Below are 16,860 nucleotides of genomic sequence, written 5' to 3'. Positions count from 1 at the left end.
GCACACCTTCCTCTTCTAAAGTTACTCATTCAGCCATTCTGCAACATCTTTTGCAAAATAAGTAATTATCAAATCAGCTCCAGCACGTTTCATGGAAGTTAATTTTTCCATTACTATTTCCTGTTCATTGACCCAACCGTTCATGGCAGCCGCCTTGATCATGGAATATTCTCCACTGACGTTGTAGGCTACCAGGGGTGCATGAAATCGATCCTTCACTTCCCTCATAATATCAAGGTAAGAGAGGGCGGGTTTGACGATAAGAAAATCTGCCCCTTCTTCCATATCAGAAGCCGCTTCCCGGATTGCCTCCTGCCGGTTTGCCGGATCCATTTGGTACGCTTTACGATCTCCGAATTGCGGGGAACTGTGAGCAGCATCACGAAACGGCCCGTAAAAAGCAGACGCATATTTGACTGCATAAGACATGATAGGAATTTGGCTATAACCAGCTTCATCCAGACCTTTCCTGATTGCAGCCACAAACCCATCCATCATGTTGGAAGGTGCGATGATATCAGCACCTGCCTCAGCCTGGCTGACTGCCGTTTTAACGAGCAACTCCAAGGAAGGATCATTCAGTACTTCCCCATTCTCAACCAGCCCACAATGACCATGGTCCGTATACTGACACAGGCAGGTATCAGCCACCACTGCCAAGGAAGGAACATTCTTTTTAATCTGACGAATGGCCTGCTGGACAATGCCATGCTCACAATAAGCCTGGCTGCCTTGTGCGTCTTTTTCTTTCGGAACACCGAATACGATGACAGAGCGGATTCCCAGAGCTTCCAGTTCCTTCATTTCATCGTTCAAATATTCCAGCGAAATATGGTGGACACCTGGCATCGAAGGAACTTCTTTTCTGATTCCCTCGCCTTCCACAACAAAAATAGGGTAGATGAGGTCTTCTTTTGTCAACTTCGTCTCCCGTACTAGTGCTCGTAATGATTCGGTACGGCGAAGTCTGCGATGGCGCTTAAAGCCAGTGTTATCCATTTATATCTTGTCCTTTCTGTTTGAAATACCTTTCCATCACTTCGATCATACCTTCTATGGTGTAGTTGGATGGTGGTGTAAGTACGTTGGAAAACCCCGTCTTTTCTGCTTCGGAAGCTGTTGTCGGCCCAATACAAACACACGGCTTCAAAAGGAAACGATGATAATCCTTATGTGAACAGCAAATATTATGAAAAGCACTTATGGTGGAGGGACTGGTGAATGTGTAGGCATCCAGTAAACCTCTCTCCAAAAATGGAATTAACGATGCCTGCTGGTCTTCTACAGGTAGCGTATCATACACGGTCATCGTTTGGAAAAAGACACGCTGTTGACGAAAGACTTCCGGAAGCGTAGGGCGGGAAAGATTGCCCCTGACTAAAAGGATCCGCCCGGGTTCAGGGTAGCGCTTTAAAAACTGATCTGCCATATTACTTGCCGAAAAAGTATCAGGCACAAAATCTACGTTGATACCCTGGCCTAATAAGGCATTCCCTGTCTTCTCTCCGACTGCAGCAAGTTTTACATTGGCAGGCCAAGATTTTTTGTGTTTGTTCCAAAGTTCGAAAAAAAACTCCACGCCATTAATGCTGGTGAAGAAAACCCAGTTATAATCGTGAAGTCCATTTATCATCTGGTTATTTTCCATTGTGTCTCGTATTGCAAATTGCAGCAAGGGAACCTCAACAGGATTCCCCCCTGCTTTTCTAATCTGCTCAGAAAATGCGCCCTTACTCTTTTTCGAGCGAGTGACAAGAATGGTTCTCCCTTGCAGGTTTTCCATTATTGGTCAAGCTCCTCTTTCGCATTGTTTACGATTTCCTGGGCTCCTTGTTTTTTCAAATGAGCGGCAGCCTCCTGCCCTACCTTATCGGGATCATTTCCACGAAAAGTTTCCTTTAAAATAGTCTTACCATCAGGAGTAGCAACCAGCGCTGTCAAAACTACTTCATCATTTTCCAGATAGGCATGTCCACCGATAGGTACCTGACAGCCGCCATCTAAATCATGAAGGAATCTCCGCTCTGCAGCTACCGTCTTTTCTGTATATGCATCATTGATGTTGGCTAGCATTTCTCGTAATTCAGAATCTGATTCCCGACATTGGATAGCCAGCGCTCCCTGTCCGACAGCCGAAACACAGATTTCTGGTTCCAGATATTCCGTCACTACTTCATCGCTCCAGCCCATTCGTTTCAGCCCGGCTGCTGCCAGCACGATTGCATCAAATTCTCCATCCTTCATTTTCTTAAGACGGGTGTCAATGTTCCCCCTTATCCACTTCACTTCCAGATCAGGACGTGCCGCACGAATCTGGGATTCTCGACGGAGACTGCTTGTCCCTACCACCGAGCCGGAAGGAAGATCTTTGAGGAGTACTTTATTGTTAGAAACAAAAGCATCACGGTGATCCTCGCGAACCGGTACAGAAGCAATCATCAGTCCTTCCGAAATGACAGATGGCATGTCTTTCATACTATGGACAGCCATGTCGATTTCTTCCTCATACATAGCCCGCTCGATTTCTTTAACAAACAGTCCTTTCCCACCCACTTTGGAAAGAGTAACATTAAGAATCTGATCTCCTTTTGTTGAAATCCTTTTAATTTCAAATTCCACTTCCGGATAGAATTTTTGGAGTTGGGCTATCACCCATTCTGTCTGTGTGATTGCTAGATTGCTTTTTCTCGAACCAATGATAATTTTACGCACGACGTAGCCTCCTCAACTAAAAATGAAAATTGGATAGAGATCCAAATAAAAAGAAGTTGATCAATAAAAATAGAAATGCGGCTGCATTATACATGGCGATTGCTCTTCCCTGATATTTTTTGACAATTCTCAAAAACAGAAAAACAATATAGACAACCAGTACAATGAATGAACCTAATGTTTTAGAATCATACCAATAAAATACGTCCCCTGAGTTATACGCCCAGACAATTCCAAGGATTATGGCAAGCATGAGCAAAGGGACTCCGAAAGTGACCGATACAAAAGAAAACTGATCAAGTTTGGACAAGTCTCCCAGCCGCCAAAGCTTCTTGTTCCATTCTTTCCGTTTCAACAGACGATATTGCAGCAAATACATAATAGAAAAAATGAAAGAAAGGGTAAAAAAACCATAGGAGATCAACGCCAACGTGATATGCCCTATGAGCATTTCATCAACCAGTCGAACACCGTTTTCCGTCAAATCCTTTTGGGCACGAGTTGAAATGTGAAGAAGCATTATGAAAAACCCTACAAGATTGGTAAAGAAAACAAGAAAATCCACACGGAACAACCGGTTGATAATCAAGGAAAAGGTCACAAGAATCCATGTGTAGAAATAGAGTCCATCGTAAATCGTCATTACAGGAAAGTTTTCTTTTACAAATATCTGAGACAATAAAAAAAAGGTTTGCAAAGTCCAAACCATACTAAGTAACCAGAAGGCAAGCTTGTTGGCCTTCCGGTTATGCTGGATGAAATCGATAAAGTATCCAATTACGCTTAAAGCATATAAGATGATAACTAATTCATAAACCCATTTTTCAGCGAGCATATGATATACCTTCCTTACTAGTGTGTGGAAGCGCTCGTTATGGTAGGAAAGGATATTTCACCATTTCGGTCCAGGGACACAGTTTTTTTGTTATCTTCCTGGTTTGCCCGGAGTTCATCTTGCACATGCTCTTCAATTCCAAAAATCTGTGTGAACAGACGTAAAGCTTCGTCTGCATCCGGTTGAGCGGCCAATTCCTTTGCCTGCAGTATCGGATTTTTCAGCATCTGATTGATGATACTCTTCGTATGCTTATTCAATACTTTCTTTTCACGCTCCGTCAAATCCGGCAGCTTCCGTTCAATACTTTTCATTGTTTCCGCCTGAATGGACAGTGACTTTTTACGAAGTGCTGATATCACTGGCACTACGCCAATCGTTTGCAACCACTCTTTGAAGGTTATGATTTCTTCTTCGATCATGATTTCAATTACTTCAGCTGCTTCTTTTCTGGCAGCTAAATTAGCGTCGACTATTCCCTGTAAATCATCAATATCATAAAGGAACACACTTTCTAAGTCTTCCATTGCGGGATCTAAGTCACGAGGAACTGCAATATCAACAAGGAATAACGGCTTTCCCCTTCTCGATTTGTGGACAGCCTTCATCGTACTTTCGGTGATGACATACCCTTTTGCACCGGTGGAGCTGATCAAGATGTCAGCATCTTTTAACGTACTCTGAAGGTCTTCCATTGTTCTTGCTTCCCCATTGAACTCATCTGCTACTAACTGAGCTTTTGCCATAGTCCGGTTGATTACTGTCACCTTTTTTACCCCTGAACCATGCAGGTTTTTGGCGGCAAGCTCGCCCATTTTACCCGCCCCTAAAATCACTACGTGTTTATTGACAAGATCGCCAAATATCTTCCGGGCAAGTTCCACGGCAGCATAACTGACAGATACTGCATTCTCCCCAATTTCCGTTTCTTTATGAGCACGTTTAGCCATTGTAACTGTTTGTCTGAACAGCTGGTTAAATATCGTTCCTGTTGTGTTTGATTCCTGGGCGAGCAAGAATGCTTGTTTTACCTGGCCGAGAATCTGTGTCTCCCCAAGGACCATAGAATCCAGACCACAGGTTACACGAAGCAAGTGTTCAATCGCTCCATCAGCTTCATAAATTGTTAAATATGGTGAAAAAGAAGCTTTGTCCACCCCGAACCAGTTGGCCAAAAATTGTTTGATGTAATGTCGGCCTGTATGAAGTTGGTCTACGACAGCATAAATTTCCGTACGATTGCATGTAGAAACAATCACATTTTCCAACACGCTCTTCTGCTGGTTGAGTTCAACCATAGCTTCTGTTACATGCTGGTCGGAGAATGTGAGTTTTTCCCTAATTTCTACAGGGGCTTTTTTATAATTTACGCCGACAACTAGAATATGCATTTAATCTACCCCCAAAAGACTTTCCTGACGAGCAGTTTTATATGAATCATTATACCATGTCAATAGTAATTAACCTTTTGAAAATGTGACCAGTTTTTGAAACTCTATGATAGGATAAAGTTGTCCTGACATATAAGCTGGTACACATTCAAAGCGCATTATTCACGACTGTACTTTATCATAATAGCTGTTATTACGCAAGAAATCGACATTATTACCCAGTTTAGGAGGAGTTACATGAAAAAACAAAATACCTTTGTAGGATTTTTCCTGATAGGAATCGGAGCTTATTTTTTATTACAGCAGTTTCATATTCCCCTGTTTACTGATTTCTATTCCTGGCCGACCATTCTCATGATCATTGGTTTGTCTTTATTACTACATAGTTATATATCTAATGACTATCAAAGCATCTTCACAGGAGCTTTATTACTCGGATTGGGGCTGCATTTCCATGGTATTCGGACATATTCGTTCTGGATTGACCATTGGGGTATCTACTTACTTATTGTCGGCATTGCTCTTTTACTGCAATACAACAAGACCAAGAAGGGACTCCTGCCTGGATTACTGCTAGTGGGTCTTGCCATTTTTGCAATAGTTACCACTGGAATTCCAAGCTGGTTCTATTGGCTGAACCAGGCTTTTAACATAATAGAAAGGTTTTGGCCGGTAGTTTTGATAGTAATTGGTATTTATATGCTTATGAAAAGAAAATAATACAGCAAGTACTTTACCTTCCCAGGTTGTAGCTTGATAGAGAAACATAATGTTTTTCTACAGCTTTTTTATCTCCAGGGAGCTGTTGCTTCTTACAATTCGCTTGTCTCTGGATGCTTGCCGCGGGCACGTCCTAAGCTAATATCGTCAAGAAAGTCACTTGTCTAAGTGGATCTTCGGCTTGCACTGTTCCTGCAGGCGTCACCACCGATCGCTCCTCTGGTATTCTTCAGAGGCTAAATCAAAGCCATGCGTATTTATGGCTCTATTGTGATCTTTACAGCTTAAATGAAACAAATCGTCAACTTATGAAGGAAAGAGATGGCCTAAAGCACTTCTCGATAAACGAAAAGCGGACTATATGGAATTTTAATTTCCATACAGTCCGCTTTTTTACTTCTATCTTCCATAAATCTTAAATTTTTTTCAGTAGCATAAAACCCAGCTGTCATTAGCATGTGTTTTATACCAAGTGAAAAAGTAAATTTGAGAAGTATCGGGCAAAAATGGCTGATGAGCTCTCGTTGGTCCGGAATGTCCCTTACAGGATCGAACTCAAAAACTCCTGGGTCCTTACTTCTTTTGGATTGTCGAAAAGTTCATTAGGCTCCCCAACTTCCACTATGCGCCCATCATGCATATAGACGACTTTATCGGCAACCTCTCGGGCGAAACCCATTTCATGGGTGACTACAACCATCGTCATCCCTTCCTGGGCAAGCTCTTTCATAGTTGCCAGCACTTCACCTACAAGTTCAGGGTCCAATGCTGAAGTAGGTTCATCAAACAGCATGATCTCAGGCTTCATAGCTAGTGAGCGGGCGATTGCAACCCGCTGCTTTTGTCCGCCAGACAGGCGAGCTGGATATTCATCAGCTTTATCAGCCAATCCGACCTTGGCTAACAGTTTTTTTCCTTCTTCTATTGCTTGCGCTTTTTTTAACTTCTTGACCTGGATAGGTGCTTCTATAACATTTTCCAATACCGTTTTATGAGGAAATAGATTAAAATGCTGAAAAACCATACCTACCCGCTGCCTGACTTTGTTTAAATCGTCTTTTTTCGGATCCGTTTCTTTCCCTTTAATTAAGATTTTTCCATCATTTTTCAGTTCAAGGAAATTTAAGCAGCGGAGCATTGTACTTTTACCGGACCCACTTGCTCCGATTAGCACCACCACTTCACTTTCATTAACTGTAAAATCAATATCCTTCAATACGTGCAAGTCACCGAATGATTTATTTAATTTTTCTACACGAATCATTTCTTTATTTTCTGACAAGATAATTCTTCCCTTCTAATTAGTCACTTACGGCCATTTTCTTCTCAATAGCACCTACTATCAACGTAAGCAGGAGTACAAGTACCAAATACCATACTGCACTTACAAGCAGCCACGTCATATAATCAAATGAGTTTGCACCCATCGTCGTAGCTACGCCAAATAGTTCCGCAAGACCTATAAATGCGGCTAAGGAAGAATCCTTAAGACCGATGATAAACTGGTTGCCAAGCGGGGGCAAGGCGCGACGAAACGCTTGCGGAAGGATGATTCGGGTCATTGTCTGACTACGGTTCATTCCCAACGAACGTCCAGCCTCCGATTGTCCTTTTCCGATTGATTGAATGGAACCTCTGAATATTTCTGCGATATAGGCCCCATTATGAAAAGCAAGCCCTAATGTTGCTGACCAAAACCCTGAAATCATCGCAATTTCCGTAAGTCCATAATAAAAAACGAAAATTTGTACGATTAATGGTGTACCTCGAACAATAAATATATAAATATTAGCAACATACTCCAGTGGTTTAATGTTTGATATTTTTAACAATGCAAAGAATAGACCAATAAAGATTGCAATAAAAATTGAAACAGCCGTCAAGGCCAAAGTAAGTTGTGTGGCTTCCCAGAAGATCCCCCTGCTATCTAACAAAGCCTCTCCAATTTTTATAACGTTCAAATACAATTCCTTCAGCTCCTCCAAAGTGAAAAAGAGCACGCCGGGCGTGCTCTTTTATAGAATTCTTACTCGGGTTTCTTCGTTATGTCTTCCCCAAAGTATTTCTTACTGATTTCTGTCAGTGTACCATTTTCATGGAGTGTTTTAAGAGCATCATTGATAGCTTTCAACAGCTTATCATTTTCTTTTGCTACCGCTACTGCCTGTTCACTGCGGTCAATCATTTTTTTGCCTTCAATTTTCAGACCTTTCCCGATTGCTTCTTTCCCTGTCAGGAAGTCTGTTATAACTGCATCATGACGGCCTTTATCGAGGGATTGAAGGGCTACAACATCACTGGAGTACACTTGAATGTTGTCCGTAACTTTTTCAGCGTATTTAACATAAGTAGAACCCTTAGAAACAGCAATTTCTTTACCTTTTAAATCATCCAATGATTTCACATCACTGTCAGGACGGACAAAAATCTGAGCCCCTGAATAATAATATGGCACGGAGAAATCTACCGCTTCTTGACGTTCAGGTGTAATTGTGTGGCTGGCAACTGCAGCATCAAATCTTCCAGTTTTCACACCTTCTACGATTGATGCGAACTTAAATTTCTGTTGATTAGGTTTTAAACCAAGTTCTTTTGCAATAGCTTGTCCGACTTCGATATCAAAACCCTCCATTTTACCGGAAGCAGTCGTGTAACTGAACGGGCGAAATTCCCCCGAAGCTGCAAAAGTAAACTTACCTTTTTCTACAAGGTTATATTCACTTCCACTCGCTGTATCTCCACCGCTCGCATCATTATTTTCGTCATTTTTTGACTCCCCTGATCCGCACGCTGCCAATACCAGCATCAATAGGGTGCTAAGTAAGAATATCGATAGCTTTTTCATTTTAACCAAATCCACTCCTTCATCCTTTTTTCCTATCTTTTCTCGATTAAATGCGACACCCTTTATCATAGCAATCAATCTGATTTTTCACAAAATTGTTTTCCTCCTGCATATTTATCTGAAAAGGTGCATATAGGATTCATGAAAAACTAGCCATAATATTCTCAGTATTACGCTCGATTGCTTGATTTACCGTAAAATATGTAGACTTTTACATAGGAAGTCTTTATAAATATACCCTAATACAGTATAAATAAAACATTTCCATATCCTACAAAAAGCCCCCTTGACACTCAGTAAAAAAGTGTCAAGGGGGAGTTATTACTGCAGAAAAGCTGACAGGGCCTTCCAAGCTTTATCTTTTCCTTCACCTGTTTCAGCCGAGAAAGGAATGATTATATCCCCTTCTTCTATCTCCAAGGTGTTTCTGACATTCTTAATATGCTTATCGCGTTTTCCTTTAGGAATTTTATCAAGCTTAGTCGCGATGATGAGGACAGGCAGTTCGTAATACTTTAGAAAGTCATACATCATCGCATCATCTGCAGTAGGGTCATGACGGACATCGACAATTAATGCCGCTGCTTTCAGGTTCTCTCTCTCTGCGAAGTATTCCTCCATCATAGTTCCCCATTTTTGCCGCTCTTTCTTGGAAACCTTGGCATATCCGTAACCAGGAACATCAACAAGAAAGAAATTTTCATTGATCTTATAAAAATTTAGTGTCTGTGTTTTACCAGGTTTGGATGAAGTTCTGGCAAGGCTCTTTCTTTGAATCATTTTATTGATAAAGGAAGATTTTCCTACGTTTGATCTCCCTGCCAAGGCAATTTCCGGCAAGGGCTCTGAAGGATATTGTTTTTTACTTACTGCACTGATAACTAATTCAGCATTATTGACTTTCATACGCTTCCTCCGTTAGTGCGTGTTTCAGTACTTCGTCTAAATGTTTAACAGGAATATACTCAAGATCATTTCGAACACTTGCTGGAATATCCTCAAGATCTTTCTCATTATCAGCCGGAATAATAACCTTGTTTAACCCAGCGCGGTGAGCACTCAATGACTTTTCCTTCAATCCACCGATAGGAAGTACACGGCCGCGAAGAGTAATCTCCCCAGTCATTCCTACTTCTTTTCTTACAGGTCGGCCTGTCAACGCAGAAACAAGGGCAGTGGCCATCGTGATACCTGCAGATGGGCCGTCTTTTGGTGTCGCTCCTTCAGGCACATGAATATGGATATCGTTTTTATCCACGAAATCCGGGTCTATTTTTAGCTCTGCAGCCCGCGAACGGATATAGCTGAATGCGGCCTGGGCGGATTCTTTCATAACATCACCCAGTTTACCTGTTAAAGTCAGTTTTCCTTTTCCAGGTGAAATAGACACTTCTATAGAGAGAGTATCTCCACCTGCAGAAGTATAAGCAAGGCCTGTCGCCGTACCTACCTGATCTTCTTCTTCTGCGCGGCCAAACCGATATTTTGGTCTCCCCAGCATGTCTTCCAGCTGCTTTTCGGTAATCACTACCCGTTTTTTCTCGCCAGACACGATTATTTTTGCAGATTTACGACAGATGGAGGCTAATTCCCGCTCTAAGTTCCGGACACCAGCTTCTCTCGTATATGTTCTGATTAGTTTCAGTAATGCTTCTTCACGGAATTGTAGTTGGCTTTTATTTAAACCATTTTCTTTAATCTGCTTCGGTAGCAGGTGCTCCTTTGCAATGTGGAGCTTTTCGACTTCGGTGTAGCCGGCAATTGAAATTACTTCCATCCTGTCAAGCAACGGACCAGGAATGGCACCCATGTTATTAGCTGTAGCCACAAACATAACTTTGGAAAGGTCATAACTTTCTTCAATAAAATGGTCACTGAAAGTACTATTTTGTTCCGGGTCCAAGACTTCAAGCATAGCTGCAGAAGGATCTCCACGAAAATCACTGGCCATTTTGTCAATTTCATCCAAAAGGAATACGGGATTTATTTTTTCTGCACGCTTCATTCCCTGTATTATCCGACCTGGCATCGCACCGATATAAGTACGACGATGGCCGCGGATTTCAGCATCGTCACGGATTCCACCGAGCGAAACTCGTACAAACCTGCGGTTGATAGCTCTTGCAATTGATTTTGCCAGGGAAGTTTTACCAACACCCGGAGGTCCGACAAGGCAAAGTATCGGCCCCTTAATCGATTGGGTCAACTGTTGAACAGCAAGATACTCAAGGACACGTTCCTTTACTTTTTCCAGCCCATAATGATCTTCATCCAGAATTTTTTCTGCATTATGAATATCCAGATTATCTTCTGTTTCATCTTTCCATGGAAGAGAAATCAGCCATTCAAGATAATTTCGAATCACAGAGCTTTCAGCCGAACTTTGCGGCACTTTTTCATACCGTCCAAGCTCTTTCAAAGCAACTTGTTCCACCCTTTCAGGCATATCAGCATTTTCTATCTTTTGACGGAGTTCTGATACCTCACCAGATTTACCGTCTTTATCTCCCAGTTCACTTTGTATAGCTTTCATTTGTTCCCGCAAATAGTATTCTTTTTGTGTCTTTTCCATAGAACGTTTGACCCTCTGGCCAATTTTCTTCTCAATTTGCAGGACTTCCTTTTCATTACTTATCTGTTCAATCAGTTTTTGCAAACGTTTTTTTACGTCCGTTGTTTCCAGTACTGATTGTTTTTCCTTCAATTTTAATGGAAGGTGGGAGGCGACCATATCTGCTAAATGACCTGGCTGGTCTATATCAGCAACAGTGTCTAATGTCTCTTTGCTGATTTTTTTTGAAATCTTAATATATTGCTCAAAGTGCTGTAAGAGGGTACGCATCAACGCTTCCTCTTCATTTTTATTGCCATGTTCCTCTTCGTGGATTTCCACTTGGACAACAAAGTATTCTTCGTTATCGATAAAGTCGAGAATTTCTGCCCGTTTCAACCCTTCCACGAGCACCCGGTTCGTTCCATTGGGGAGTTTCACCATCTGTTTCACTTTCGCAATTGTGCCATAATGGTAAATTTCATCTTTAGAAGGATCATCGATGTTCATTTCCTTTTGCGACGCCAAAAAGATCTCATGATTTTCAAGCATCGCCTGCTCTAGTGCCTTGACTGATTTGTCGCGGCCTACATCTAAATGTAATACCATTGATGGATATACAAGCAACCCTCTTAGGGGCAGGAGGGGGATTTGCATTTTTGTTTTCTCTGTCATTATGTGCACCTCCATAGGGAATAGCAGATCCGTACTTTCATCATATGAAAAAGCTTCCAGGTTGTAAAATTATTATATGACTTAAGTTTGATTAGTCCTTAAATTATTGTTACCTATGTAAGAATATTTCATCCGGCAATACTGAAGATGGATAAAGCAAATCAGGCCGCGCTACATTCTGATTGCAGCGCGGCCTGATGCTTCAGAGCATTCGCTTACTACTTCTCCAACATAAACTAGGTTTATGCGCTTTCCTTAGGAGATTCTTTGTTTTCATCCTGGACAGTTCCATCTGTCAGGACCAATTTTGGCCTTCCATCTTCATTGAGCACCGTTTCTTTGGTAATGATACATTTTTCTATATCATTACGTGAAGGCAATTCATACATGACATCCAGCATGATGTTTTCAATAATGGAACGGAGACCACGTGCTCCTGTTTTACGCTCGATAGCCTTTTTGGAAATTTCACGAAGTGCTTCCTCTTCGAATTCCAATTCCACATTATCAATCTGCAATAATTTTTGGTACTGTTTTACTAATGCATTCTTAGGCTGGGTTAAAATTTCAACCAACGCATCTTCATCTAATGGCAACAAGCTTCCGATAACTGGAAGACGGCCGATGAATTCAGGAATCAAGCCATAACGCAGCAAATCCTCTGGAAGAATACGGGAAAGCAGCTGGCTTTTATCCAAATCTTCGTTGGTATCTTCAGAGCCGAAACCGATGACTTTCTTACCGAGACGACGCTTGATTATCTGTTCAATTCCATCAAAAGCACCGCCTACGATGAAAAGCACATTGGTGGTATCAATCTGAATAAATTCCTGATGAGGATGCTTCCTTCCCCCTTGCGGCGGTACGCTGGCTGTTGTACCCTCGAGTATTTTCAATAGCGCTTGCTGCACACCTTCACCAGAAACGTCACGAGTAATAGAAGGGTTTTCCGACTTTCTTGCTACTTTATCAATTTCATCAATATAAATGATTCCTTTTTCAGCTTTCTCTACATCATAATCGGCAGCCTGAATCAATTTAAGAAGGATATTTTCCACATCTTCACCAACATAACCGGCTTCCGTAAGTGAAGTAGCATCTGCTATTGCAAAAGGTACATTCAAGATACGTGCCAACGTCTGAGCAAGCAAGGTTTTACCGCTCCCTGTTGGCCCAATCATGCAGATATTACTTTTGGAAAGTTCTACATCATCATTTTTAGGTGTAGCGTTCACCCTTTTATAGTGGTTATAAACGGCGACAGATAGATTCTTTTTCGCCTGATCCTGTCCAATTACGTAATCATTAAGGATTTCACGTATTTCCTGTGGCTTGGGAACTTCCTTGAATTCAACTTCCTCTTCATTCCCTAGTTCTTCTTCCACTATTTCAGTACATAGTTCAATACACTCATCACATATATATACCCCGGGACCGGCAACAAGCTTTCTAACTTGCTCCTGGCTTTTCCCACAGAAAGAACATTTCAATTGTCCTTTTTCATCATTAAATTTAAACATTTATTTCACCCCTTATTTATGTCAAGCAGTAACTCTCACACAAGGATTGACAAAAATTTGCCTATTGTCAGTTCTTTAGCTTATCATAACAAATTAACAGTCCATGAAAAAGTAAAATACATAGCAATATGTCAATTTTGTAACGTCAATTTAATTATGTAGATTCGTGATTGATAAGTCAAACATTAGGTTATTTTCTATACTATATGTAACCCACTCCCACCTTCATTCTATGATTGTAAAATTAGTCTAGCTTTCTCAGGTGGGATTTATACATGATAAGAGAAAACAAGGCACTGATCTTACGCGCCTTGTTTTCTTCTTGTTACCTTATTCAGATTTGCTGTTTGCTACAAGCACATCAATTGCTTTACGGACTTTCAAGTCTTCTTTGACCATGTCTGTGTTCCCGCCAAGCATTTGAGTCAGATTATCAACATCTGTCTGGTACATGGAAGCCATGTTTTCCAGTTCAGCCTTGACATCTTCGTCAGAAGCTTCTACATTTTCTTCATTTGCGATAGCTTCGAGTGTCAAGTTTGTTTTAACACGTTTGGCTGCATCTTCTTTCATCTGTTCACGAAGCCCATCTTCGTCAGAACCAGTGAACTGGAAGTACATATCTTTTGTCATGCCTTGCATTTGGAGACGTTGTTCGAATTCATTGATCATACGGTCGAGTTCAGTATCAACCATTGCATCCGGAATTTCCACTGTTGCATTTTCAGCGGCCTTTTGAACAAGAGTATCCCGTTTGTGATTTTCAGCTTCTGTTTTCTTTTGCTCTTCCAGACGCTCACGAGTTTTCTTTTTCAATTCATCTAAAGTTTCTACTTCTTCGTCTACATCTTTGGCGAATTCATCGTCTAGTTCAGGAAGTTCTTTACCTTTTACTTCGTGAATTTTAACTTTGAAAGTCGCTTCTTTTCCAGCCAGCTCTTCTGCATGATATTCTTCAGGGAAAGTGACTTCAACGTCAACTTCCTCTCCTGCTTTCTTTCCTTTTAGCTGGTCTTCAAATCCTGGAATAAAGCTGCCAGAACCGATTTCCAGGGAATAGTTGTCTGCCTGGCCGCCTTCAAAGGCTTCGCCATCAACAAATCCTTCAAAATCCATGACAACTGTATCGCCTTCTTCGACTTCTCCATCTTCTTTGACGACAAGCTCTGCCTGTTTCTCTTGAAGTGTTTTTAATTCATTTTCAACGTCTTCATCAGTCACTTCTGTTTCAAGCTCTTCGACTTCCAAGCCTTTGTATTCGCCTAGTTCCACTTCAGGCTTGATTGTGACATCTGCTGTGAAAATGACCTCTTTACCTTTTTCAATTTGTTGAACGTCAACTTCTGGACGATCGACTGGCTCAATACCAGTCTCTTGAACAGCGTTCATATAAGCTTCAGGAAGTACGATATCCAAGGCATCCTGATAAAGAGATTCTACACCGAAGCGTTGTTCAAAAAGCTTACGTGGTACCTTCCCTTTACGGAATCCTGGCACTTGAACTTGCTTGACTACTTTTTTAAAGGCTTGATCCAACGCACGATCAAAGTCTTCGGCCGGGACTTCTACTGTTAGGACCCCTTGGTTACCTTCTTTTTTTTCCCATTTTGCTGACATAAAAAATTCCCTCCAACATCTATAATTTCCTTTCGCCACCACGATCGCCGGCGATGTTTACTACGTTTCTTTGATTCTATTTACATACGAATCTAAATTTGCAACCACTACATTATAACATAAATGTCTGACCTTTCAACATATGTACTTATTTAACCACAGCACTGACATCTGCTCCGTTAATCATCCATTATAAGGGAATAATGCTGTTCACATATTTGGATTTCCTCTTTATATTTGGTGATCGGTTCATGCTTTTCCGAGAAAGTGACAGGCAGCTGTAAATATTCGTGTCCTAATTGCTTTAATGCTTCTACAATATTTGGAACTTCCTCATCCGTCGGTAAAATTGGATAACGCACAAACAGATATCGATAAAGCAGCTTTTGGACAATCTCAAACATGGTAGGATTCTCCTGTTCCATATCCCCCAGCCTCAATTGTATTTGCTGCATGACATATTCAGAATGCACATCCTTTAGTTTAGATGGATTGACGATATGCTTAAAGCCAAATTTAGTGACTTCTATGTTACGATCCAGATTATGCTCCTGGAACCATTGGATAATTGCTGTTTTAATAATAGGGTGAACTTGATCTGAGTTCAGCAGCTCTATGAATTGCTCTAAGTAAGGTTTAGCATTTTGTTTTCGCAGCTTAATGATGGAACGCCATTGTTTATGTATATCATTATTTCCTATTCCTTCAAAAAACTCATCAACGTAATGGTTTCCTTGTTGTTCACTTTGGTCTTCAATAAGTTTTCTGCTCACTTCATATAACTGCCAAAATTGAGTTCGCATCTGTTGAGGCATATCACTTTCCTGAAAAACCTCATCCAACAGGCTCACCAGTTCCTCATAGCGACTTGTCTGGAATAAAATGGTCAAATATATATGTAAGTATTGGTAATAATTGTCATGGTCATGCTTCATCAGGTACTCGCATAATTCCTCTGCAGATTCATACTTCCCCAATTCCATCAGACTTATCAGCTTACCAGTAACGACATCGTGTGACGCCACATTATGTTCGAATAACGGCTCAAAACTCTCCAATGCTTCCTCATACCGCTTTTCTTTGATGGCTTTCAAACCCTCATTTTCAAGCCTGGTTTTCCATTTTGGGAACATCACTACATTCCCTCGTCTCTTCTTCATAGGACACCCTTCCTGACCAGCTATTTATTATTTTCTATTATCTTTATATCCTTTCCCCAGTTCAAGTATAACAAACCTGTCTTTTTAAAGTCGAAATTTGCTTTTGATTTAGTATGACGCTACAACTCTTAGAAAAACCCGCATTGTATACATTAGTTTTCCTATACCTGGAACTTAAAATTTTCACTACCCCGATGGACTTCTTTGCAAAAACTTTATTCTTTCCTAACGTATAAAAAAGAGCCAAGACCTTTAATGATAATGGTCTTGGCTCTATTCATGGCATAGCGTCCCAGGCAGGATTCGAACCTGCGACCCACAGCTTAGAAGGCTGTTGCTCTATCCAGCTGAGCTACTGGGACATGGTTGAAAAATCTTAAATACAGTTATTATGTTCTTACGGCTGTCGTCCCGATTCTTTGGGTCATTTCATAGATGCTTCTTTTTGAATCGGTACGCTGAAGTATTGCTTCGCAGCTCATTCGGTCGTGCTCTATCCAGCTGAGCTACTGGGACATGGTTGAAAAATCTTAAATACAGTTATTATGTTCTTACGGCTGTCGTCCCGATTCTTTGGGTCATTTCATAGATGCTTCTTTTTGAATCGGTACGCTGAAGTGTTGCTTCGCAGCTCATTCGGTCGAGCTCTATCCGGCTGAGCTACTGGGACATGTACATTTCAACTTTAAGAATAAATGGAGCGGGTGATGGGAATCGAACCCACATCATCAGCTTGGAAGGCTGAGGTTTTACCACTAAACTACACCCGCATCTTATAATTATTATAGCCTTTGTTTCTGTTCACGATCAGTCATGCCTCTTCCTCTGCCAGCT

Annotated in this window: 14 protein-coding genes and 2 tRNA genes; 1 reads left to right on the top strand and 15 read right to left on the bottom strand. The window is 41.2% G+C overall.

Annotated elements, in window-relative coordinates:
• Positions 1-21 precede the first annotated feature (21 nt).
• Genes hemB through hemA form a run of 5 tightly spaced genes read right to left on the bottom strand, consistent with a single transcriptional unit; the run spans position 22 to position 4,938 of the window.
• Positions 22-999, bottom strand: a complete 978-nt coding sequence (hemB, locus tag JOC33_RS17285) for a porphobilinogen synthase (RefSeq protein WP_205093800.1) — start codon at positions 997-999, stop codon at positions 22-24.
• Positions 992-1,783, bottom strand: coding sequence for a uroporphyrinogen-III synthase (locus tag JOC33_RS17280; RefSeq protein WP_205093799.1), 792 nt, complete (start codon positions 1,781-1,783; stop codon positions 992-994). The genes hemB and JOC33_RS17280 overlap by 8 nt, the downstream gene beginning before the upstream one ends.
• Complete coding sequence (gene hemC, locus JOC33_RS17275; protein ID WP_205093798.1) at positions 1,783-2,712, bottom strand: hydroxymethylbilane synthase; 930 nt, start codon at positions 2,710-2,712, stop codon at positions 1,783-1,785. The genes JOC33_RS17280 and hemC overlap by 1 nt, the downstream gene beginning before the upstream one ends.
• A 16-nt stretch (positions 2,713-2,728) precedes the next feature.
• Positions 2,729-3,547, bottom strand: coding sequence for a cytochrome c biogenesis protein (locus JOC33_RS17270; RefSeq protein WP_205093797.1), 819 nt, complete (start codon positions 3,545-3,547; stop codon positions 2,729-2,731).
• Positions 3,548-3,564: 17 nt separating this feature from the next.
• Positions 3,565-4,938 (bottom strand): glutamyl-tRNA reductase, encoded by a 1,374-nt coding sequence (hemA, locus tag JOC33_RS17265; protein ID WP_205093796.1) that lies wholly within the window; start codon positions 4,936-4,938, stop codon positions 3,565-3,567.
• Between the two features lie 237 nt (positions 4,939-5,175).
• Between hemA and JOC33_RS17260 the strand changes: the two genes are divergently transcribed.
• On the top strand, positions 5,176-5,658 hold the full coding sequence (locus JOC33_RS17260; RefSeq protein WP_205093795.1) for a LiaI-LiaF-like domain-containing protein: 483 nt from the start codon (positions 5,176-5,178) through the stop codon (positions 5,656-5,658).
• Between the two features lie 541 nt (positions 5,659-6,199).
• Here the strand turns inward: JOC33_RS17260 and JOC33_RS17255 are convergent.
• The 10 genes from JOC33_RS17255 to JOC33_RS17210 form a co-directional block, all read right to left on the bottom strand.
• Entirely contained in the window at positions 6,200-6,940 is a 741-nt protein-coding gene (locus JOC33_RS17255; protein ID WP_275577011.1) for an amino acid ABC transporter ATP-binding protein, read from the bottom strand.
• Between the two features lie 19 nt (positions 6,941-6,959).
• Complete coding sequence (locus tag JOC33_RS17250; RefSeq protein ID WP_205093939.1) at positions 6,960-7,610, bottom strand: amino acid ABC transporter permease; 651 nt, start codon at positions 7,608-7,610, stop codon at positions 6,960-6,962.
• Between the two features lie 74 nt (positions 7,611-7,684).
• The gene (locus JOC33_RS17245; protein WP_205093938.1) at positions 7,685-8,503 is read right to left on the bottom strand and encodes a transporter substrate-binding domain-containing protein; all 819 of its coding nucleotides are present in this window, start codon (positions 8,501-8,503) and stop codon (positions 7,685-7,687) included.
• A gap of 321 nt (positions 8,504-8,824) precedes the next feature.
• The gene (yihA, locus tag JOC33_RS17240; RefSeq protein ID WP_205093794.1) at positions 8,825-9,409 is read right to left on the bottom strand and encodes a ribosome biogenesis GTP-binding protein YihA/YsxC; all 585 of its coding nucleotides are present in this window, start codon (positions 9,407-9,409) and stop codon (positions 8,825-8,827) included.
• Entirely contained in the window at positions 9,396-11,729 is a 2,334-nt protein-coding gene (gene lon, locus JOC33_RS17235) for an endopeptidase La (protein ID WP_205093793.1), read from the bottom strand. Before lon ends, yihA begins: the two co-directional genes overlap by 14 nt.
• A gap of 242 nt (positions 11,730-11,971) precedes the next feature.
• A complete protein-coding gene (gene clpX, locus JOC33_RS17230) occupies positions 11,972-13,249 on the bottom strand; it encodes an ATP-dependent protease ATP-binding subunit ClpX (RefSeq protein WP_205093792.1) in 1,278 nt (425 codons plus the stop codon).
• A 330-nt stretch (positions 13,250-13,579) separates the two neighbouring features.
• Complete coding sequence (gene tig / locus JOC33_RS17225; RefSeq protein ID WP_205093791.1) at positions 13,580-14,866, bottom strand: trigger factor; 1,287 nt, start codon at positions 14,864-14,866, stop codon at positions 13,580-13,582.
• 179 nt (positions 14,867-15,045) lie between these two features.
• Positions 15,046-16,026 carry a tetratricopeptide repeat protein gene (locus JOC33_RS17220; RefSeq protein ID WP_205093790.1) on the bottom strand — a complete coding sequence of 327 codons (981 nt, stop codon included), beginning with the start codon at positions 16,024-16,026 and terminating at the stop codon, positions 15,046-15,048.
• Between the two features lie 288 nt (positions 16,027-16,314).
• Positions 16,315-16,388, bottom strand: a tRNA-Arg gene (locus JOC33_RS17215).
• Between the two features lie 334 nt (positions 16,389-16,722).
• Positions 16,723-16,796 (bottom strand) — tRNA-Gly (locus tag JOC33_RS17210).
• Positions 16,797-16,860 lie beyond the last annotated feature (64 nt).

The organism is Thalassobacillus pellis (assembly GCF_016908295.1).
GTDB classification, from domain to species: Bacteria; Bacillota; Bacilli; order Bacillales; family Halobacillaceae; genus Thalassobacillus; species Thalassobacillus pellis.
Note: the sequence above shows the minus strand (reverse complement) of the source record. Positions and strands in the feature narration are given on the sequence as shown.

Coding starts and splice junctions, on each gene's coding strand:
- JOC33_RS17270 (WP_205093797.1), bottom strand. CDS start 3,547: ATGCTCGCTGAAAAATGGGTTTATGAATTAGTTATCATCTTATATGCT.
- JOC33_RS17220 (WP_205093790.1), bottom strand. CDS start 16,026: ATGAAGAAGAGACGAGGGAATGTAGTGATGTTCCCAAAATGGAAAACC.
- hemB (WP_205093800.1), bottom strand. CDS start 999: ATGGATAACACTGGCTTTAAGCGCCATCGCAGACTTCGCCGTACCGAA.
- JOC33_RS17245 (WP_205093938.1), bottom strand. CDS start 8,503: ATGAAAAAGCTATCGATATTCTTACTTAGCACCCTATTGATGCTGGTA.
- clpX (WP_205093792.1), bottom strand. CDS start 13,249: ATGTTTAAATTTAATGATGAAAAAGGACAATTGAAATGTTCTTTCTGT.
- lon (WP_205093793.1), bottom strand. CDS start 11,729: ATGACAGAGAAAACAAAAATGCAAATCCCCCTCCTGCCCCTAAGAGGG.
- JOC33_RS17280 (WP_205093799.1), bottom strand. CDS start 1,783: ATGGAAAACCTGCAAGGGAGAACCATTCTTGTCACTCGCTCGAAAAAG.
- JOC33_RS17260 (WP_205093795.1), top strand. CDS start 5,176: ATGAAAAAACAAAATACCTTTGTAGGATTTTTCCTGATAGGAATCGGA.
- tig (WP_205093791.1), bottom strand. CDS start 14,866: ATGTCAGCAAAATGGGAAAAAAAAGAAGGTAACCAAGGGGTCCTAACA.
- hemA (WP_205093796.1), bottom strand. CDS start 4,938: ATGCATATTCTAGTTGTCGGCGTAAATTATAAAAAAGCCCCTGTAGAA.
- yihA (WP_205093794.1), bottom strand. CDS start 9,409: ATGAAAGTCAATAATGCTGAATTAGTTATCAGTGCAGTAAGTAAAAAA.